This is a genomic window from Oceaniradius stylonematis, assembly GCF_965223445.1.
Lineage (GTDB): Bacteria > Pseudomonadota > Alphaproteobacteria > Rhizobiales > Rhizobiaceae > Roseitalea > Roseitalea stylonematis.
The window spans coordinates 2,451,635-2,471,224 of sequence record NZ_OZ244994.1; the positions used below are offsets into that span (position 1 = coordinate 2,451,635).

Here is a 19,590-nt window from a genome sequence, read left to right on the forward strand (position 1 = left end):
TAGCGCGCGGTTCCCGGCGATTTCGGCGTCCGTTTGCGCTACAGGACGGCCGATGACGGCAAGTGCGGCGCGACGATATCCCGACTACGGCACATTCGCGGTATGGCGGCTTTTGGCCGCCATGCTGGTGATGGGCTATCACTTCTCGTTCTCGGCGCCCCATGACGATGCGCTGACCACCTGGTTCGAGCACATGAACCCGCTGCTCGACATGTTCTTCGTCCTGTCCGGCTTCCTGATCTATGAGCGCTATCATGATCGCGTTTTGACTCGCGGCGCCTACGGCCGCTTCGTCCTGCGGCGCCTTTCGCGGCTCTACCCGCTGCATCTGGCAACGCTGGGCTTCTTCGTCGCCGTCGGCATGGCCGCCCATGCCGGGCTGATCGAGGCGGGCGGCATCGACAGCCGCTACGACATGAGCCAGCTTTTGACCAACCTGTTCCTGCTGCAGGCATGGGGCGTGCACGACACGCTGACCTTCAACTATGTGTCCTGGTCGCTGTCGGGCGAATGGTTCGCCTATCTGATGCTGCCGGTGCTGGCATTTGCGGGTCTGCGCATGGGCATTGCCGGTCTGGTCGCCGTGCTCGCCCTCACGCTCGCCGGGCTCGAATGGGCAAGCCGCGACGCCACCGACTATTCCCAGACCTGGTATGATGCCAAAAGCTGGGGCGCCGGGCGCATCTTCGCCGATTTCACCTTCGGCGCGATCCTGTTCCGCATCGTCGGACGCCTCCCGGCCCGGTTGGGTTCGCGTCCGGCCGGCTGGATGTTTCTCGGCCTGTCTATCGTCACCATGTTCGCCGGCATGGGCACCTATGTGGCGCTGGCGCTGATCGGGTGCGCCATCGTCTGCGTTGCGCTGGTCGAGCGCCAGCCGGACAGCGCCAGCTCCCTCCTGACGGGGCTCGCGCCGGTCACCATTCTCTCCTACGGCATCTACATGTGGCATCCGGTCATGGAGACGCTGTTCTTCTCGGGCGTGTGGAAGCTGGCGTTCGGCGCTCCCGAGACGAGTTTGTTCTACCTGTTCGCAGCCGTCCCGGTCGTCGCCACCTTCGTCGTGGCCGCCCTGTCGCTGCGCTTTTTCGAAACGCCGGCCGCCCGCGCGATCATGGCGCTGGGCGACAGGCAGCGGAAAGCAGTGCAGCCGGCCCGCGCCTGAAACGGAATTGCGGCAACGGCTGGAATTTTCCCGCGGCACCGACTATCTGCTGTGCACGAGAGGGCGCGTCCGCCATGCGGACGCCTGCACAGCCGCGCGCAGATGTGAACTGGACCAAGATGAAGGCCGATTTCTACGAGACATTGGGCGTATCGCGCGATGCCGACGAAAAGGCGCTCAAAAGCGCCTACCGGAAGCTGGCGATGAAATATCATCCCGACCGCAATCCCGGCGACAGCGCAGCCGAGGTAAAATTCAAGGAAGCCAACGAAGCCTACGAGACGCTCAAGGACCCGCAGAAGCGCGCCGCCTATGACCGGTTCGGCCATGCCGCGTTCGAAAACGGCGGAATGGGCGGCGCAGGCGGCTTCGGCGGTGCCGGCGCCGGCGGCTTTGCCGACATATTCGAGGACATTTTCGGGGAGATGATGGGCGGCGGGCGCGCCCGGCGCGGTCCGGGCGGCCGCGAGCGCGGCGCCGATCTGCGCTACAATCTCGAAATCACGCTGGAGGAGGCCTTTGCCGGCAAGACCGCGCAGATCCGCGTGCCGACTTCGGCCACCTGCGAGACCTGTTCGGGATCGGGCGCCAAGCCGGGCACCAGTCCGGCGACGTGCACGACCTGCAACGGCGCCGGCCGGGTCCGCGCCGCGCAAGGGTTCTTTTCGGTCGAGCGCACATGTCCGGCCTGCAATGGCCGCGGCGAAATCATCACCGATCCGTGCGAGACCTGCTCGGGCCACGGGCGCGTCACCCAGGAACGCTCGCTTTCGGTCAACATTCCCGCCGGCATCGAGGACGGCACGCGCATTCGCCTCGCCGGCGAAGGCGAAGCCGGCTTCCGCGGCGGCCCTGCCGGCGACCTCTACATCTTCATCTCGGTGCGGCCGCACGAATTCTTCCAGCGCGACGGTGCCGACCTTTACTGCAAGGTGCCCATTTCGATGACCACGGCCGCGCTCGGCGGCCAGTTTGAAGTGGGCACGCTCGATGGCTCGCAAACCCGCGTGAAGGTGCCCGAGGGCACCCAGTCGGGCCGCCAGTTCCGGTTGAAGGGCAAGGGCATGCCGGTGATGCGGCAGGCCCAGATGGGCGATCTCTACATCCAGATCGCCGTCGAGACGCCGCAGAACCTTTCAAAGCGCCAGCGCGAACTGCTCACCGAGTTCGAGGACATTTCGGCCAAGGAGAACAGCCCCCAGTCGAGCGGCTTCTTCACCCGCATGAAGGACTTTTTCGACCTTGGAGACTGATCCCCACTTCGCATCCCGCCGCGATGGCGACGATGACGTCGACGCCGCCGATCGGTCCCGGCGCAAGCGCAGCGAACTGTCTGACCGGCTGAAATTTCTCGCCGCCATGTTCCGGTCGCCGCGCCGGGTTTCGTCGGTGACGCCGACATCGCGCCAGACCGCGGTCGAAATGGCCCGCCCCATCGATTGCCGATCCGGCCTTCCGGTCCTCGAGCTCGGTCCGGGCACCGGACCCGTCACGCGCGCGATACTGGATCGTGGCGTCGCCCCTGGCGATCTTTACGCGATCGAGCAATCGGCCGACTTGTGCCGGCATCTGGAGAAGGCCTTTCCGGGCGTCAATGTCATCCACGGCGATGCCTTCGATCTCGACACGACGCTCGCCGCTACGGGCGTGTCGCTGTTCGATTGCGTGATTTCCGGCATTCCCCTGCTCAGCTTCGGCCCGGAGCGCAGCGACGCGCTGCTGATGAGCGCGATCGGACGCGTGCCGCCCGGCCGCCCGATGGTGCAGATCACCTATTCGGCCAAGGCGCCGCTGCAGCCGAGCGATCCGCGCGTGCGCATGCACCGCAGCGCCAGGGTCGTCAGGAACCTGCCGCCGGCCAGTGTTTGGCTTTATTCGCGCCCGGATTGATCGCCGGCCCCGATTGCGGTCTATTGCACTGCACCGTCCCACCGTCTTTCACCGCCTCGAAGGATCGCCATGCCCGCCAAAGTCCTCCTGCTTGCCGGATCGGTGCGATCCGGCTCGTTCAACGTGTCGCTCGCCCAGGCCGCCAACAAGGTGCTGGCCGAGATGGGCGCCGAGACGACGATGATCTCGCTGGGCGATTATCCGTTGCCGCTGGTTTATGAGGATCTGAAGAGCGAAAAGGGCGTGCCGGAAAACGCCGTCCGGCTGGCACGCCTGTTTGCGGCCCATGACGGACTGTTCATCGCCTCGCCCGAATACAATTCCTCGATCCCGCCCCTTTTGAAGAACGCGATCGACTGGGTCAGTCTCGCGCCGAAGGACATCAAGGCCTATGCGGGCCTGACCGTGGCGCTGGGCGCCGCATCCAACGGTGCGCTCGGCGGCATTCGCGGGCTTTATCACCTCCGCTCGGTGCTGATGAATGTCGGCGCGCAGATCGTCACCGAACAGGCCGGTATCAGCCGCGCCGCAACCGCCTTTGGCGAGGACGGGCTGCCGGCCGACGAGCGCCAGCTCAAAATGCTGCAAAACACCTGCCGGTCGCTTCTGGAAAACCTGACCGAGGGCAGGGCACGGTCATGATCGCGGCGGTGCGTGATCGCCTGATCGTCGGGCTCGATCTGCCGGCCGTTGCCGATGCCGAGGCCATGGTCGACACGCTCGGGGACACCGTCTCCTTCTACAAGATCGGCTACCGGCTCGTCTTTGCGGGCGGGCTCGATCTGGCACGCCGCCTGAAGGCGGCGGGCAAGTCCGTGTTCCTCGACATGAAGCTGCTCGACATCGACAACACGGTCGCGCAGGGCGTCCAGAGCGTGGCGGCGATGGGCGTCGACATGCTGACCGTCCATGCCTACCCCAAGGCGATGGCCGCCGCCGCCGCAGCGGCGCAGGGCAGCCATCTGACGCTGCTCGCCGTTACCGTCCTGACCTCGATGGACGATCACGACCTGTCCGATGCCGGCTATCATGACAATGCCGCCGGTCTCGTCCTGAAGCGGGCGCGCCAGGCGCGCGACGCGGGCATGGGCGGCATCGTCTGTTCGGCGGCTGAGGCGGAACCGGTGCGCGATGTGGTCGGACCGGGCATGGCGATCGTCACGCCCGGCATCCGGCCCGCCGGCAGCGCGGCAGGCGACCAGAAGCGCGTCGTCACACCGGCCCAAGCGATGGCCGCCGGCGCGACCCATCTGGTCGTGGCCCGGCCGATCATCGCCGCGCCCGACCCCGCCGGGGCGGCCGCCGCGATCCTCGACGAGATGGCCGCGGCCGCGGAAGGCTAGGTGGTCTGAACAGATCCAGAGCGGGCTTGCTTTTGGCCGCTTGACCGAATTTGCTGGCCGTTGCGCAACAGTGGCGTCATCAGGGGAGACAAACCATGCCGAAGGGATATTGGGTCGCGCGGATCACCGTGCACGACCCCGAACGCTACAAGGACTATGTGTCGGCGGCCACGCCCGCCTATCAGGAGCATGGCGCGAAATTCTTGGTGCGCGGCGGCGCGATTGGGGCGTCCGAAGGCGCCAGCCGGCAACGCAACGTCGTCATCGAATTCCCCACCTATGAGGCGGCGCTCGCCTGCTACAATTCGGACACCTACGCCGGGGCGCGGGCCATCCGGCAGGAGATTTCCGAGGGCGAAGTCATCGTCGTCGAGGGCCACGACGCCTGATGGCGCCCGCGCCGGCGGCCCGCCGCCACCTTTCGTTAACCGAAGTTAACGCCGCATTAACACATGCGCCGCCTAATGGCCCGATGGTGCGTGAAATGCAGGGGATTGGGCACTACCTAGACGTTAGCACGATTTCGCAACCGCGAAGCCAGTGCTAGCGTGCAATCGATTTAATGTTGCCATGCACAAGAAGCGGCCTGCATAAAGACCCTATGAGAAGCCGCCGCACGGCCCATGAGGAGAGGACGACAGGTGTTCTATCATTTGTATGAACTGAATCATGCCGTGATGCAGCCATGGCGCGCCGCCGCCGACGCGACCCGGCTGTTCTACCAGAACCCGCTCAACCCGGTTTCCCGCACGCGCTACGGCCGCACCGTCGCCGCCTGGGCCGAGGTTTTCGAGCGCACCACGCGCCGCTACGGCAAGCCGGCCTTCGATCTCGACGAGACCGTGATCGACGCCAAGCAGGTGCCGGTGGTGGAAAACACCGTCTGGTCCAAGCCGTTCTGCAATCTGGTGCATTTCCAGCGCGATCTCGCCAAGCCGCGCCCGTCCGACCCGCGCGTTCTGCTGGTCGCGCCCATGTCGGGGCACTATGCGACGCTGCTGCGCGGCACGGTCGAACGCTTCCTGCCGGAAGCCGAGGTCTACATCACCGACTGGGTCGATGCGCGCCACGTGCCCATGTCCGAGGGCCATTTCGATCTGGACGACTATATCGACTATCTGATCGAGATGCTGAACCATCTTGGCCCCGACACGCACATTGTCGGCGTTTGCCAGCCATCGGTTCCGGTGCTGTCGGCGGTCTCGGTGATGGAGCAGCATGGCAGCCCCAATTCGCCGACCTCGATGACGCTGATGGGCGGTCCGATCGACACGCGCTGCAATCCTACCGCCGTCAACCAGCTGGCCGAGGAAAAGGACCTCGACTGGTTCCGCGACAATGTCATCATGCATGTGCCGTTTCCCAATCCGGGATTCGGCCGGCCCGTCTATCCGGGCTTTCTGCAGCTGACCGGCTTCATGTCGATGAACATGGACCGGCACATGATCGCGCAGAAGGACTTCTTCATGCATCTGGTGCGCGACGATGGCGATTCGGCCGAAAAGCACCGCGAGTTCTACGACGAGTATCTCGCGGTCATGGACCTGACGGCGGAATTCTATCTCCAGACCGTCGAGACCGTCTTCATCGAGCATGCACTGCCCAAGGGCACGATGACCCATCGCGGCGAGCCCGTCGATCCGGGCGCCATCAGCCGCGTGGCGCTGTTCACCGTCGAAGGCGAGAATGACGACATCACCGGACGCGGGCAGACCAGGGCCGCACATGCGTTGTGCACCGGCCTGCCGGAAAACATGAAGGTTCATTACGAGCAGCCGCGCGTCGGCCATTACGGCGTCTTCAACGGCTCGCGCTTCCGCACCGAGGTCGCCCCGCGCATGCTGAACTTCATGCGCGCCCAGTCCAATGTCAAACGCCGCGGCAAGATCAGGGCCGTCGCCTGATCGCGTTTCGTCTGACTGTTCATGACCGCATCCGTCGCGATCCGTCCGGGCGCGCCCGACGACCGCAACGGCATCGAGGCGCTCTATCCCGATGCCTTTCCGGACGAGGATCTGCTGCCGGTGGTTCGCAAGCTGCTGGACATGCCGTCCGGCGTCCTGTCGCTGGTGGCGGTGGAGGACGGCGCGCTCGTCGGACATGTCATCTTCACCGATTGCGGCCTCAGCGATGCCGATGCGCGCCTTGCGCTCCTCGGTCCGCTCGGCGTCGCATCCGCACGGCAGGGGCAGGGGATCGGCAGCGCGCTCGTCCGCGATGGCCGCGAAAGGCTGAGACAGGCCGGCATCACCCATGTCTTCGTCCTGGGCGATCCCGCCTATTACGCCCGCTTCGGCTTTGCCCCCGAGACCGGCGTCGCAACGCCGTTCGAACTGCCTGTCTCATGGCGGGACGCATGGCAGTCGCTCGCCCTTGCCGCCGCCGCCAGGCCGCCGCGCGGCACGCTTTCGGTGCCCGAGCCCTGGAGCGACCCCGCCCTTTGGGCACCCTGACCGTCCATCGCCCCCAACCGTTAACCATGTCACCGACCCGTGAACCTATGCCCGTTGCCGGTCGCCGGCCCGCGTGATTAACTGTTTGTTAACCGGTGAGACCCCGCCGGCGAACGGGACAGGGAGTGGGGCGCGTGCGTATGCGTTTCGGGTGGATTGCCGCGGTTTCCGCGGGCTTGGCGGCGTTGGCCGGACCGGCCGATGCCGGCGCGATGAAGACCGGCGGACTGACCTCCCAGCCGATCGGCCATTACGAGTTCTGCCGCCTTTACACCGAGGAATGCCGCCAGAAGCGCGGTTCCTACAAGCCGATCACCATCACGCGCGAGATCTGGGCGCAGATCCTCAACGTCAATTCGGCGGTCAACATGGTGATCGAACCGCGCAGCGACATGGACATTTACGGCCGCGAGGAGGTGTGGACGTTTCCCGACGCGGCCGGCGATTGCGAGGACTATGTCCTGCTCAAGCGGCAGATGCTGATCGGTCAGGGATTGCCGCCCTCGGGCCTTCTGATCACCGTCGTGCGCAAGCCCGATGGTGAGGGGCACGCGGTGCTGACGGTGCGCACCGACCGCGGCGACTTCGTGCTCGACAATCTCAGGTCCGAGGTCCGGCTCTGGAGCGACACCGAGTACACCTATCTCAAGCGCCAGTCCGAGCGTCATGCCGGGCACTGGGTGTCGATCGAGATGCCCGACCGGATGGTCGTCGGATCGGTCGAACCCGCCGCGCCGACCGTCTCCGCGCGCTGATCCCTGGCAGCCGCGAGGTGCGGCGGTCGTTTCCGTTCTTCGGTCCGTGATCAGCCGGCGTCGATCAGGTTGACGCCGCCGCGCCGCGCGCAGGCCGGGCCGGGGCCGCGCATATAGTGGCGCTCGGGCTGGTAGCTCGGCCAGATGAACTCGCGGATGGACCGGATTTGGACTTGGATGGCACGCATTGGTCTTGTCCCCTTTCTGACGGCGCCCCTGCCGTGTGCGATGGGTCCAAGACTAGCCCGCTACAGATGAATTCGGCGTGAACGGATCACCCGATTCGACGCCCTCCGAACCACCCGAACCCGCAATGCAACCACTATCGTTCATCTTGGTTAATGCCGCATTAACCTCCGGGCGCCGCTGCCCGCGCGGCGGCTAAGCATTGCCGATCAGCATGCCGGCGGCGAAGACCAGCGTGCCGCCCAGCACCACCTGGAAGATCGCCCGTCCCCACGGCGTTTCCATGAAGCGGTTCTGCGTCCAGGTGATCGCCCACAGTTCGATGACGACGATGACCATGGCGATGATCGTCGCGGTCCAGAAATGCGGGATCAGATAGGGCAGCGCATGGCCTAGGCCGCCGACGGTCGTCATGATGCCGGTTGCCAGCCCGCGCTTGATCGGCGAGCCGCGCCCGGAAATCACGCCGTCGTCGGAGGCCACCTCGGTGAAGCCCATCGAAATGCCCGCGCCGACCGAGGCGGCAAGGCCGACCAGGAAAGTCGTCCATGTGTCCTGGGTGGCGAACGCGGTGGCGAAGATCGGCGCCAGCGTCGATACCGATCCGTCCATCAGCCCGGCGAGACCGGGCTGCACATAGGTCAGAATGAACTGCTTGCGCTCGGCATCGTCCTCCTCCTGGCGCGCATCCTCTGGCAGATGCTCGGCTTCCAACTGCACCGCCTTTTGCTCGTGCCCGCTCTCGGCGAGCGCCAGATCGCCGAGCAGCGCCCGCGTGTCCGCATCCGTGCACTGCTGCGCCGCGCGATGATAAAAGCGCTGCGCCTGCGCCTCCATCTCGGCGGCCTGGCCGCGCACCTTGTCGAGACCCAGCGGACGCACCAGCCAGTCCGGCTTGCGGTCGTAATAGCCGCGCACATGTTCGCGCCGGATCAGCGGAATGGTGTCGCCGAAGCGCTTCTTGTGCAATTCGATCAGCCGGGTGCGGTGCTCGCCTTCCTCGGCGGCCATGTCCTCGAAGATCTTCGCTGATTGCGGATAGTCCTCGCGCAACCCGTCCGCATAGGCCAGGTAGATGCGCGCATCGTCCTCTTCCGACGAGATCGCAAGCGCAAGCACTTCCTGTTCGGAAAGGGACGAGAAGTCGCGCCGGTTGGATACGAAGAATTTGTTGAGCATGGAAATCACCAATTTGGAATAATTCTAAACTAAGCCTTTCGCGCTCCGGGGGCAAGCCGCGCAACGCCACGCGCCGCCACAAATTTGCTCACGCCAATGTGCATCGGGTTTAAGCAAGGTTTCACCGAAGCGGTGATAGGCTGTTTCGGCGACAGGGCGCATGCGGTGTGGGCGCAATGAGATGACCGAACAGCGCGATACGATATTGGACAACATCGGGCACTGGCTGGCGGGCCGGCTGGAAGCGGAATCATCGGGCTACAGGCCCTACACGCCGTCCGATCCGCACACGCTTTACCGCACGCTGGAGCCGGGCGACGTGCTGCTGGTCGAGGGCAACCGGCAGATTTCGGCGGCGATCAAATATCTGACCCAGTCGACCTGGAGCCATGCGGCGCTCTATGTCGGCGACGCGATCGACGAGGTCGACGCCTCGGGCCGCCGCAGGCGCCTGGTCGAGGTCAATCTGGGCACGGGCTGCACCGCCGAGCCGCTGGAGAAATACGAGACCTACAACACGCGCATCTGCCGGCCCGTCGGCCTGACGCCGTCCGACCGGCAGGTCGTCGTCGATTTCATGATCGGCAAGATCGGCCTGAAATACGACAACAAGAACATCCTGGACATGCTGCGCTATTTCCTGCCGACGCCGCCGGTTCCGGTGCGCTGGCGCCGCCGCATGATCCAGTTCGGTTCGGGCGATCCCACCCGCGCCATCTGTTCGACGCTGATCGCCCAGGCGTTCCAGGAGATCCGTTACCCGATCCTGCCCGAAATCACGCTGGCCAGGGGGCGCGCCCGTGCCGTCTCGGACTATTCGCGCCGCGAGATCCTTCACATCCGCCATCACTCGCTGTTCACGCCGCGCGACTTCGATTCCTCGCCCTATTTCGAGATCGTCAAGCCGACCCTGCGTTTCGGCTTCGACTACAAGCGTCTTCAGTGGCGCGAACCGTCCAAACCCGGCGACGCGGCGCCCGAAGCCGCAACACCGCCGGCCGAGCCGGTCGCCATGCGCCGCTGAGCGCGATCCGAAGCGTACTTGACCGCCGTCAATGCACAGGCCCCCGCACGGGTCTTCAGTGCCGCCGCCGGCAGCCGGTGGCGCGCCGGCCCGTGACACGAGCCACCGCATCGGGAGACAGATGATGAAAGCGCACCGATCCCTGAACACCCTTGTCGCCGCGACCGTTCTGGCGCTTGGCGGACTGTCCGCAAGCGTGCCGGCCCAGGCCGGCGACTGCACCGGCCATATCGTCGGGGTGCGGCCGATCAGCCAGTACAACCACGCCGCAGGAAACGGGTTTCTCGCCGTGCGCAGCGGGCCGGGATCGGGTTACCAGCAGATCGGCGAATTCTACCTGGGCGACGAGATCGCCGTGTGGGACCGCCGGGGCAACTGGTATGCGGCCATGTGCATGTCGGGCCGCTGCAACAACCCGCTTTGGGGACAGCCCAACGCACAAGGCTGGGTCTACGGCAAGTACATCTCGGTCGGCGGCGTTTGCCCGTAGGAAAGCCTGCTCGCGGCACGTGTGCATAAAGCGCACAATCTGACCGTTTCGATCAGGGCGTCTGGTGCTGCCGCCGGCAGCGCCGGCCGTGGTCCGGTCAGTGGGAAGTCAGGCCGCCCGTGGGAACCCACTCGTCGTGGGCGCCCTGGCGGAACCCGTAGCGCTGCCAGGACTGTTTGCCCCGGGGCGACTCCAGTTTGAAGGAGATCTCCATATGGTGGCCGTCGGTCCGCACCGTGATCGCGCCATAGACGCCGACATTGCGCTGCTGGATGAATTTCGTCAGCCGCGCGCGTTCCTGCCGCAACTTTTTCCTGTCGGCGTCCGATGTCGTCGGGGCTTCGATCTTCTTGTTCAGCAAAGCGAGCTTCTTGAAGTCGGCCGCACGGCCTTCCTCGCGCGTCGATCGCAGCAGTTCCGTACACAGCAGCAGAGGGGCATCGCCCCGGCCGAACTTGCCCAGCCGCCCCAGAAGGTCCGGTCGCGGATGGGCATGGCTTTCCTCGTCACCCGACGAAATCACGAAGGCAAACGGGTTGACGGCCTTGAGCAACTCGTCGGTGACGTCGTTGGAGCCGTGATGGCAGCTCTTCATGACGTCCGCCGACAGCCGGGTGCTGGCCTGCGGTACGGCGTCCGCCAGCGCCTGCGCGTCTCCGATCCCGCCATAGTGCCGCAGCAGAAAGTCCTCGGCGGGCGCGTTCAGGTCGCCCCCGAAGAACAGCTTGAACGATCTGAGCGTCAGCCGCAGCAGCACGGAGTGCCCGTTCTTTGTCTTGCCGGTGTTCTTGGCCGACGAGCCGATTCCGTCGCCGAACCAGCGCAGACGGTCGTTGCCAGCCGCGTCGCGCTCGACCACCGGACCGATGACTTCGATGGCAACGTCCCGCCCGGAGCTCGGCGCAAAGCCGGGGATCCACTGGCGCCCGGCCTCGGACTCGCCATGCTCGGTCGACAGCATTTCGATCTGGCCGACGCGGCCGCTCGTCATCGCCGTGTGCAAAAGCCTTGGATACCATTTCCGGCCCCGCACCGCCGGATCGCCATACAGCGTGCGCACCGCCGTGTCCGACGCGACGATGCCGGTCAGATATCGCCCGCTCGCATCGGTCGGCCCGAGCAGATCGTTGCCGGTGCGCTCCATCAGACCGTTGTGATAGATGCGGTCGAATTCGATGTTCTTGTGCGAGAAGATCTTCTGGAAGCCACGATAGTGGTCGGCATCGGGATGCGTGATGATCGCCGCGTGGAACCGGAATGCCCTCTTTAGCTTGCCGAAGCGCCAACGCAGGAAGCCGAACATGTTGTCGGATATGCCGGCGTCGATGACCATGATCCGTTCGCGCTCATGGTCCGCCGCACCCGCATCCGTGCGCGCTTCCGGCGAAACGACGACGCAGCCGTCGCCCTGGCCGACATCGAGAAACATGACCTCCAGCGGACGTTCGGTGGCAATGTCCTCGACCGGCAGGAAGTAGCGTTTGCTGCCCCATTTTATCTTCGCCCATCCATCCTGGTCGATCGATTCGATGTTGAGGAAATCGCCCCAGCGGACATCCCTTGCGCGGGCGCCGCGGGCCCTGCTCTTTTTGGAGTAGAGCCAGGTTGGACCGCTTTTCTCGTTTCGTTTTACAAAGCCGGTGTTCATGGGGGCTCCCGAAAGAAAAGAAAATACGTGGAACATCATAGCAGATCGGGTCCATTATTGGCAGTCGCCAAGAATTGGCGAGACGGATCCGATGATCCGTACCGGCGGTGCGCTGCCCCTGGCCATGCGGCCCCGCCGCCGTCCCCGCATCGCGATTCCGCTTTCCCGGCAAGGCGTTCGCCCCTATATCAGCGCCATGACCAAGACCCCGCGTTCCCACATCCGCAATTTCTCCATCGTCGCCCATATCGACCATGGCAAATCGACGCTCGCCGACCGGCTGATCCAGATGACCGGCTCGCTGGAAGAGCGCGAGATGAAGGATCAGGTGCTCGATGCGATGGACATCGAGCGCGAGCGCGGCATCACCATCAAGGCCAACACCGTCCGGCTCGAATATGACGCGGCGGACGGCGAGCACTATGTGCTCAACCTGATCGACACGCCCGGCCATGTGGATTTCGCCTACGAGGTCTCGCGGTCGCTCGCCGCCTGCGAGGGCTCGCTTCTGGTGGTCGACGCCTCACAGGGCGTCGAGGCGCAGACGCTCGCCAACGTCTATCAGGCGATCGACAACGACCATGAGATCGTCACCGTTCTCAACAAGGTCGACCTGCCCGCCGCCGACATCGACCGCGTCAAGGCGCAGGTCGAGGAGGTGATCGGGCTCGATGCGTCCGACGCCGTCGAGATCTCCGCCAAGACCGGCCAAGGCATCGACCAGGTGCTTGAAGCGATCGTCACCCGCCTGCCGGCGCCGCCCGAAGGAGAGGGGGCCGAGCCGCTCAAGGCGCTTCTGGTCGACTCATGGTACGACGCCTATCTCGGCGTCGTCGTCCTGGTGCGCATCATCGACGGCCGGATGAAACGCGGCCAGACGATCCGCATGATCGGCACGGACGCCAGGTATCAGGTCGATCGCGTCGGCGTGCTGACGCCCAAGCTCGTCACCGTGCCCGAACTCGGCCCCGGCGAGATCGGCGTCTTCACGGCGTCGATCAAGGAAGTCGCCGACACCCGCGTCGGCGACACGATCACCGAGGACAAGCGCCCCACCGCCGTGGCGCTGCCCGGGTTCAAGCCGGCCCAGCCGGTCGTCTTCTGCGGCCTGTTTCCGGTCGATGCCGCCGACTTCGAGGATCTGCGCGCCGCCATCGGCAAGCTGCGCCTCAACGATGCGAGCTTTTCCTACGAGATGGAGACCAGTGCCGCGCTCGGCTTCGGCTTCCGCTGCGGCTTTTTGGGCCTTCTGCATCTCGAGATCATCCAGGAGCGGCTGGCGCGCGAATTCGATCTCGACCTGATCGCCACCGCGCCGTCGGTCGTCTACCGCATGACGCTGACCGACGGCACGGTCACCGAACTGCACAACCCCGCCGACATGCCCGACGTGGTCAAGATCGCGACCATCGAGGAGCCGTGGATCAAGGCGACCATCATGACGCCGGACGATTATCTGGGCGCCATATTGCAGCTCTGTCAGGAGCGGCGCGGCATCCAGACCGACCTTGCCTATGTCGGCAGCCGCGCCATGGTCACCTATGAGCTGCCGTTGAACGAAGTCGTGTTCGATTTCTACGACCGGCTCAAATCGATCTCCAAGGGTTATGCTTCGTTCGACTACCAGATCGACGGCTATCGCGAGGGCGATCTGGTGCGCATGTCGATCCTCGTCAACGAGGAGCCGGTCGACGCGCTGTCCATGCTGGTGCACCGCTCGGCGGCCGAAAAGCGCGGCCGCGTCATGTGCGAAAAGCTCAAGGACCTGATCCCGCGCCACATGTTCAAGATCCCCATCCAGGCGGCGATCGGCGGCAAGGTGATCGCACGCGAGACCATCTCGGCGATGCGCAAGGACGTGACCGCCAAATGCTATGGCGGCGACGTGACGCGCAAGCGCAAGCTGCTGGAAAAGCAGAAGGAGGGGAAGAAGAAGATGCGCCAGTTCGGCCGCGTCGAAATCCCCCAGGAAGCGTTCATCCAGGTGCTGAAGGTGGATGGGTAGGGCTGCCCAAACCGTCTTGCCGCCCCTGCCTGCGTCATCCCTGGGCTTGACCCCGGGATCCATTCCTGCGGCCTTGACGATCAAGCGCTCGGAACACACCGCATTCTATCGCCAAGAGAGTCGGCGTTGACGATGAGGCGCGAGGCGCGCGCGCGGCCGGCTTGATCGTGACGGTCAGTCACGCGTTTGTTTCTGGGCAAACCGGCGAACCAGCCGGAATGGATCCCTGTGACAAGCACAGGGATGCGGCCTTATGTAGCAAGCGCACCAACACCAGACTACGGCCAGAGCGCTGATTCCCCTACAATTCACCTAGAGGTGCATCATGACCCGTCATTCAGGGAATCCGTCAGATTTTGTTTCCATTGGGCGTCAGCCTCTTTCTGCCGGCGCTCCGTATCGGCCATCGCCTCGCGAACTAGCTCTTGTGCGGACTTACCGTCGCACACTTAAAGAGCGTGGCGTAGCTCGGCTACCGCTGCCGAAAGGCCGGCTTCCCGCAATTCTTGAATGGTTGCGCCTTCATGAAGATTGACGCGCACCCTGATGTCGATGTTGTGAGAAACGTCCGTCCCGTCATTGAGAGTATCGTCGCGGGAAAAGCGCATCTTGACCCAAGCCATACGCTCGTCGTTGGAGACAAACATTTCGTCAAAGCTGAAATAGTCTATTCCGAGCGGCATATCTTCCTCCCTGCTAGTCCAACGACAGGCTAGCACAATGAGACCTGCCCGCACTGACACCTTCGACCACACCATATCGGGCTTGCTGACCAAGCGCGCCGATCTGTGGAACGAGGCGCAATCCATCCGCGACCGCCTAGCCGAGATCAAGAACGATATCGACGCACTGGACCGCACGCTAGGCGTGCTCGGCTATGACGGCGATCTGGACGCCGCCATGCCCCGCCAGAAGCGCCATGTCGTGTTTGGCAGGGGTGAACTGTTCCGGGCCTGCATGGACGTGCTGCGCCAAGCTGACGGCCCGATGACCTCACGCCAGATCGCGCAGGAGATCGTCTCACAGAGCGGTCAGGACGCCAGAGACAGGCGATACGTGTCCGATCTGACCAAACGGGTAGGAAAGTGCCTGCGTGCGTCCGATGCCGCGCGCAAGGCTACGGACGGCAAGGGGAATGTGGTGTGGAGCGTCTAGTTTTTTGCGCGAATTGACGCTCTCGGTTCGATTGTATCCCAAAGCCGGGCAATGTGATCACAGGCGGCACGGACAGCGCGGACGCGGGCGGCATGATCGCTGGTCGAAAAATCGATGCGTTCGCCGGTCCTAATGTCCGCAACGAAAGAAGTTGCTCGATCAAAATCGGTTGGCTGTTTTTCCCAGCTCATTTCAGCCATGGCGAGCATGTACCTAGCCATCTCACGACGATGCTCGCCTCTGGCGCGGCGGGTTTCTTCCATCTGGCACGCCGCTGGGTCGGGTGCCTTTTGTGGCCGGAAGAAGATCACACCAACAGCGCCCGACTGTCCGCCGGTGCGCACAATCAGGTCAGGCTGGACGGTCACCAGAACACCGTTTACATCCAGAGGCGAAAACCGCTGTGATTCTTCCAGCTTGAGAGACTTGAGGCCGAAGGCATTCTCAGCACGCTCGAAAAGCTCAATGGTTTCAATGCAGCGAAGGGATTCCTCCCGGCCCTTCGGTGTGATAGAAGTATCTCGCGAGCGCTGCGTTAACGCTTCCTTTGCCGCTTCGAGCACATTCTTGTTTCGGTACGGGTCAGCGTTGTAAGCCCGGATGGGGCGCAATGCACCGGAATGCGGCGTCACCACTGGCGGGGTCGAGTAGCGCGAATTGTGGAGGACTGTATCTTGCTGATCAGCTTTCATGATCAGGTACTCGGCAAGCGCGGCGGCAGATATCTTCGGCGCAACACGCTCGCGGACCTTTGGGTGCAGCTTGTAGACCTTCGCCATGGATATTGACCTTTCGGTTCAGATTGATGGTTCGCGTACACTCTGGCTGACAGAAGTATCGCGAGAAACATTCTTCGGGCAGGGCCTCGAATCACTGGAGAATGACAGCGGCCTTTTTGTCGTGCTGGAAGATACCACAACAGGCGCATTTGACATACTTGCCAAAGCCGCTTCGCCGGCGAGCGGTGTGGATTTGCTCAACCTTTTCGCCCGAATGATTGGGCCGCGCTCCGTTCCGACCTAAGAGGCTGCCCGCTGCCAATACCCCTTCCAAGCCCGGCTGACCGGCGATGTCAGCGCGTTTTCCAGTAGCCCGGCGGCATTCGCACCGTTGCTGTTACGACGGTTGTCCTCGCACCACGCGGCATGGTTGGCGTACTGATAGAGGTACTGCGGCGACACATGGTGATGCTGGCCGCTGACCATGCGACGCAGGCGGGAAAAGAAGCTCTCGACCCAATTCGTGTGCTTGCCGTGATCGCTGTAGGCTTCGCTGTGGTTGACGCGCTCGACCTGCCAGCCCGCATGCAGCATGTCCCAGTGCGAGGCTTCATCGGCTGACACGATGGCCATACGGTCAATGTGCTGCTTTGCCAGTTCGACGCCACGGGCTTCCGACAGTTCGACAAAGGGCAGTGTGCGGCCACGGCGCTCACGCATGGCGACGACGACGCGGCGCTTGCCGGTCTGGTGCTTGGCAAGGCGACGGTCCTTGCGGTCCTTTTTGGCGTTGGCCGGACGGATTTTGCCGCCAAAGTATGCGCCGTCCATCTCGACTTCGCCTTGCAGGATTTCGCCTGTGTGCACGTCCTTGGCCATGGCCTCGCGCAGCTTGTGCGCCATCACCCATGCGGTCTTGTACTGGACGTCCAGATCGCGAGCCAGTTGCAGGGCCGACACGCCTTTGACCGCGTTCACGAAGATGGCGATAGCGCCGAGAATGTCGGTGAAGTCCAGCTTGCGGCTGGCGAAGATCGTGCCGGACGTGACGCTGAATTGGTGATGGCACGCCTTGCACTTGAATTTGCGGCGGGTGCTGATCGAATACGTCTCGGTGCATCCGCAACGGGGGCACACGGCCTTGCCGCCGGTGTCCTGCCAGCGCAGCTTGCAGAACGTCTCATAGGCCGCTTGCTCGCCAGCCTTGTAGATCGCCTTGAGCGAGAGGGTGCGGGCTTGAGCCGAGAGAAGGAAGTGCTGTGCCATTCGTACTATCTCCGATACCTTTCGTATCGTACATAGTACGTTGACGTACTGCCTGCAATACCCTAAGTCTCACAAATGATACCTTTTTGCGTATAGGTGAGACCATGCCGGAGCGAACGGACTGGGAAGCGAAAGCATCCAACCTTTTGAAAGCCGAATTGAAACGGAAGGGAGTGACCTACGCCCAGCTTGTCGAGAAGCTGTCTGAGATCGGCGTTGACGAGAAAGAAGCGAACATCAAGAACAAGCTGTCACGGGGCAAATTCACGGCAGCTTTTATGTTGCAGTGTTTGGCGGCGATAGGAGAGCGCGAAGTTCGGATTTAGTCATCGTCGGGCAGGTCAACGACTTGGTGAACATGCGTGACGGCGTAGGCCACAACTCGCGTTCCAGACTTCCGGACATTTGCATCTACGACAAAGCCCTTTTTGTAGACGTTATCGGGCGCATCCCTGATCTCGGTTTTGATGATCTGTTCTGCGCCCGCAGAGGCGTAAACGAGCGCTTTCGGTTTATCCGATATCTCAGGAATAACCACCAGTTCTCCCGTTGATTTGCCGACATCCGCGCCTGATTTGCGGGACCGCTCGAAAACCATGAGAACGCGGGAAAAGTCCACATGTTCAATTGCGTCCAACGCCTTCTTTTGCTCGTTTAGCGTTTCGACGGCCTTCCGCCCTTCACTCGCATCGAAAACAATCTCTAGCTTGGTGTTCTTTTCGTTCTTGTCATAGGTGACGCTCTCAATCGTCATCTTGCCGCCGTTGTCGTTAGAGACAGCACGGATGGTTTCGCCAATTTCTTTGATATCGGATTTGCTGCCATCTTCGATGAACTGGCCGGAAATCAGTTTGCGGATACGCTTGCTGAACAGCGCTCCAAAGCCCATGACAATTAGTGCGCCATCCATGATGCCAATTAGATCGGGGATGTTCGGAAACAGGTCGGCAACGACCGACCCATGACGCACTTCCCTGACATAAAGGCGGGCGTTTCCCTTTAGGTCGGGATGATGGCGCTTCAGGTATGCTTCAAACTGGGCGCCAACCCCCGCAAACATTGCCGCGAAGTCATTGATCTCAATCGGATCACGCAAATCAAGCGTAATCGTGATGTAAGCTTGCCCCTCATTCATTCGCTGAGAATAGCTAGTCATGTTCTGTTGTCACCATTTCTTTGGGCTTACGAGCTAGCGCTTGGTGCGCTTGCTACATAAGACCGCAGGGATGACGGCAGGGGTGGGTGCCAACAAAGACTTACCCCCTTCCCCCAAACCGCCCTTGCACTCCCTCCCATCCCCTTCGCGGAAACCCGGCGGCGTACCGTGCCGGCGGGGAAGGGGACGATGGCGCGGTTGGCGGTGCAGAGGTGCCCCGCTGGGCGATGAGCCCCCAAGCCGCGTTTGGCCCCGCAGCATCCTTGATGCTGCGGAAAGGTTCCAAACGCCCCCCTTTGAATCGCCTGCAAGCTTTCCGGATCGGCCGAGCCGATCCGGGCGCAGGCGTGCGGAATGATGATGTGCGGCGTCCATCCGTGCCTGCCATCGGCCAGACCCGGCCGGTGATCAGGGATGGGCGGGGCCGGCCGAACCCTCCCGGCGTTGCGGGGCGGCCACGGCAGGGCGAAAGCCTCGCGCCGGCGCCACCCATGACGATCACCGCAAGCCCGTCGAACGGGCGGTCCGGCGACCGCACCCAACATAGCAATGCGCGGTTTCCGGATCGCCCGTTGGTCCTTCCATTGCGCTCACGCCACTCCCGCTGGCGCGGGACGGCTGCGCGTGCCCGCCGAAAAGTCGGCGACGCGCAGTCGCGCTTGCGGGCTGCGCCCGTCGGCGGTGGGGCGTCGCAGGCAAGCAAGGCGGTCAGAAGCCGCCGGATCAACCCTTTCTTCACCATGGCGGCGTTTACCAATGCGAAACCCTAAAGCTTAAGCGGCTGGCAATGGGCCCCGTGTAGGTTGGCGTTACTGATCGGGCCGGAGAGAAACCCGACAGAGTGCTGTTTGACACGAGTAAGGAGCTCACCAATGTTTGCACGTTTTCTGAAAGACGAGTCGGGTGCGACTGCCATCGAATACGGTCTGATCGCTGCTCTGATCGCTGTTGCCATCATCACCGGCGCAACGGCCCTGGGTACCGAACTGAACGCCAAGTTCGACGAAATCTCCTCGGAGCTCGCTGGCTGATAACGGCCATCTTGCTGAGGCCGCGAGCCTCGCCACAGGGATTTCGACCCAACAAGAAGACGGCCCGCTCGACCGAGCGGGCCGCTTTGCTTTGAGCGCCGCGGGCGCGGTCGCCCGTCGCGCGC

General features: G+C 63.4%; 23 protein-coding genes. 16 read left to right on the plus strand and 7 right to left on the minus strand.

The genetic code is table 11. The features are described 5' to 3' along the window. Positions 1-52: 52 nt before the first annotated feature. From ACOQOU_RS12075 to ACOQOU_RS12115, 9 genes are all read left to right on the plus strand, one after another. Entirely contained in the window at positions 53-1,165 is a 1,113-nt protein-coding gene (locus ACOQOU_RS12075) for an acyltransferase family protein (RefSeq protein WP_306026155.1), read from the plus strand. A 119-nt stretch (positions 1,166-1,284) separates the two neighbouring features. Then, positions 1,285-2,418, plus strand: a complete 1,134-nt coding sequence (gene dnaJ, locus ACOQOU_RS12080; RefSeq protein WP_109766845.1) for a molecular chaperone DnaJ — start codon at positions 1,285-1,287, stop codon at positions 2,416-2,418. Next, positions 2,408-3,055 (plus strand): class I SAM-dependent methyltransferase, encoded by a 648-nt coding sequence (locus ACOQOU_RS12085; protein WP_375566717.1) that lies wholly within the window; start codon positions 2,408-2,410, stop codon positions 3,053-3,055. Before dnaJ ends, ACOQOU_RS12085 begins: the two co-directional genes overlap by 11 nt. A 69-nt stretch (positions 3,056-3,124) precedes the next feature. Next, positions 3,125-3,697, plus strand: coding sequence for an NADPH-dependent FMN reductase (locus ACOQOU_RS12090; RefSeq protein WP_306026156.1), 573 nt, complete (start codon positions 3,125-3,127; stop codon positions 3,695-3,697). Continuing rightward, on the plus strand, positions 3,694-4,398 hold the full coding sequence (gene pyrF / locus ACOQOU_RS12095; RefSeq protein WP_306026157.1) for an orotidine-5'-phosphate decarboxylase: 705 nt from the start codon (positions 3,694-3,696) through the stop codon (positions 4,396-4,398). The genes ACOQOU_RS12090 and pyrF overlap by 4 nt, the downstream gene beginning before the upstream one ends. Positions 4,399-4,493: 95 nt before the next feature. Then, complete coding sequence (locus ACOQOU_RS12100) at positions 4,494-4,787, plus strand: DUF1330 domain-containing protein (RefSeq protein WP_109766720.1); 294 nt, start codon at positions 4,494-4,496, stop codon at positions 4,785-4,787. A gap of 252 nt (positions 4,788-5,039) precedes the next feature. Continuing rightward, positions 5,040-6,302, plus strand: coding sequence for a polyhydroxyalkanoate depolymerase (locus ACOQOU_RS12105; RefSeq protein WP_109766721.1), 1,263 nt, complete (start codon positions 5,040-5,042; stop codon positions 6,300-6,302). A 21-nt stretch (positions 6,303-6,323) separates the two neighbouring features. Then, positions 6,324-6,851, plus strand: coding sequence for a GNAT family N-acetyltransferase (locus ACOQOU_RS12110; protein ID WP_306026158.1), 528 nt, complete (start codon positions 6,324-6,326; stop codon positions 6,849-6,851). Positions 6,852-6,991: 140 nt separating this feature from the next. Continuing rightward, entirely contained in the window at positions 6,992-7,606 is a 615-nt protein-coding gene (locus tag ACOQOU_RS12115; protein WP_109766723.1) for a transglutaminase-like cysteine peptidase, read from the plus strand. Between the two features lie 50 nt (positions 7,607-7,656). Here ACOQOU_RS12115 and ACOQOU_RS12120 read toward each other — a convergent pair whose 3' ends face one another. Together ACOQOU_RS12120 and mbfA are read right to left on the minus strand one after the other, a co-directional pair. Beyond that, positions 7,657-7,794 carry a hypothetical protein gene (locus ACOQOU_RS12120; protein ID WP_306026159.1) on the minus strand — a complete coding sequence of 46 codons (138 nt, stop codon included), beginning with the start codon at positions 7,792-7,794 and terminating at the stop codon, positions 7,657-7,659. Positions 7,795-7,987: 193 nt separating this feature from the next. Beyond that, complete coding sequence (gene mbfA / locus ACOQOU_RS12125; protein WP_306026160.1) at positions 7,988-8,971, minus strand: iron exporter MbfA; 984 nt, start codon at positions 8,969-8,971, stop codon at positions 7,988-7,990. A 181-nt stretch (positions 8,972-9,152) separates the two neighbouring features. On the opposite strand from mbfA, the gene ACOQOU_RS12130 reads away from it, so the two are divergent. Further along, a complete protein-coding gene (locus tag ACOQOU_RS12130) occupies positions 9,153-9,995 on the plus strand; it encodes a lipo-like protein (RefSeq protein WP_306026161.1) in 843 nt (280 codons plus the stop codon). 121 nt (positions 9,996-10,116) lie between these two features. Further along, on the plus strand, positions 10,117-10,485 hold the full coding sequence (locus ACOQOU_RS12135) for an SH3 domain-containing protein (RefSeq protein WP_420578723.1): 369 nt from the start codon (positions 10,117-10,119) through the stop codon (positions 10,483-10,485). Positions 10,486-10,582: 97 nt separating this feature from the next. On the opposite strand, the gene ACOQOU_RS12140 is transcribed toward ACOQOU_RS12135, so the two are convergent. Then, positions 10,583-12,133 carry a ComEC/Rec2 family competence protein gene (locus tag ACOQOU_RS12140; protein ID WP_109766726.1) on the minus strand — a complete coding sequence of 517 codons (1,551 nt, stop codon included), beginning with the start codon at positions 12,131-12,133 and terminating at the stop codon, positions 10,583-10,585. 196 nt (positions 12,134-12,329) lie between these two features. Here ACOQOU_RS12140 and lepA point away from each other — a divergent pair, with 196 nt between their 5' ends. Next, complete coding sequence (gene lepA, locus ACOQOU_RS12145; protein ID WP_109766848.1) at positions 12,330-14,138, plus strand: translation elongation factor 4; 1,809 nt, start codon at positions 12,330-12,332, stop codon at positions 14,136-14,138. 449 nt (positions 14,139-14,587) lie between these two features. Here the strand turns inward: lepA and ACOQOU_RS12150 are convergent, their stop codons facing one another. Continuing rightward, positions 14,588-14,821: a hypothetical protein gene (locus tag ACOQOU_RS12150; protein WP_306026624.1), complete on the minus strand. Its 234-nt coding sequence runs from the start codon at positions 14,819-14,821 to the stop codon at positions 14,588-14,590. Between the two features lie 37 nt (positions 14,822-14,858). On the opposite strand from ACOQOU_RS12150, the gene ACOQOU_RS12155 reads away from it, so the two are divergent. Continuing rightward, positions 14,859-15,293, plus strand: a complete 435-nt coding sequence (locus ACOQOU_RS12155; RefSeq protein ID WP_306026625.1) for a hypothetical protein — start codon at positions 14,859-14,861, stop codon at positions 15,291-15,293. Here the strand turns inward: ACOQOU_RS12155 and ACOQOU_RS12160 are convergent. Continuing rightward, positions 15,290-16,072, minus strand: a complete 783-nt coding sequence (locus ACOQOU_RS12160; RefSeq protein WP_306026626.1) for a hypothetical protein — start codon at positions 16,070-16,072, stop codon at positions 15,290-15,292. The two genes, ACOQOU_RS12155 and ACOQOU_RS12160, sit on opposite strands and share 4 nt — an antisense overlap. Between ACOQOU_RS12160 and ACOQOU_RS12165 the strand changes: the two genes are divergently transcribed. Beyond that, a complete protein-coding gene (locus ACOQOU_RS12165) occupies positions 16,071-16,316 on the plus strand; it encodes a hypothetical protein (RefSeq protein ID WP_306026627.1) in 246 nt (81 codons plus the stop codon). The two genes, ACOQOU_RS12160 and ACOQOU_RS12165, sit on opposite strands and share 2 nt — an antisense overlap. On the opposite strand, the gene ACOQOU_RS12170 is transcribed toward ACOQOU_RS12165, so the two are convergent. Beyond that, complete coding sequence (locus ACOQOU_RS12170) at positions 16,313-17,278, minus strand: IS1595 family transposase (protein ID WP_306026628.1); 966 nt, start codon at positions 17,276-17,278, stop codon at positions 16,313-16,315. The two genes, ACOQOU_RS12165 and ACOQOU_RS12170, sit on opposite strands and share 4 nt — an antisense overlap. Positions 17,279-17,382: 104 nt before the next feature. Between ACOQOU_RS12170 and ACOQOU_RS12175 the strand changes: the two genes are divergently transcribed. Beyond that, positions 17,383-17,604, plus strand: coding sequence for a DUF6471 domain-containing protein (locus ACOQOU_RS12175; RefSeq protein WP_306026629.1), 222 nt, complete (start codon positions 17,383-17,385; stop codon positions 17,602-17,604). Here ACOQOU_RS12175 and ACOQOU_RS12180 read toward each other — a convergent pair. Continuing rightward, complete coding sequence (locus ACOQOU_RS12180) at positions 17,601-18,434, minus strand: hypothetical protein (protein WP_306026630.1); 834 nt, start codon at positions 18,432-18,434, stop codon at positions 17,601-17,603. The two genes, ACOQOU_RS12175 and ACOQOU_RS12180, sit on opposite strands and share 4 nt — an antisense overlap. 872 nt (positions 18,435-19,306) lie before the next feature. Between ACOQOU_RS12180 and ACOQOU_RS12185 the strand changes: the two genes are divergently transcribed. Beyond that, positions 19,307-19,465: a Flp family type IVb pilin gene (locus ACOQOU_RS12185; protein ID WP_109766729.1), complete on the plus strand. Its 159-nt coding sequence runs from the start codon at positions 19,307-19,309 to the stop codon at positions 19,463-19,465. Positions 19,466-19,590 lie beyond the last annotated feature (125 nt).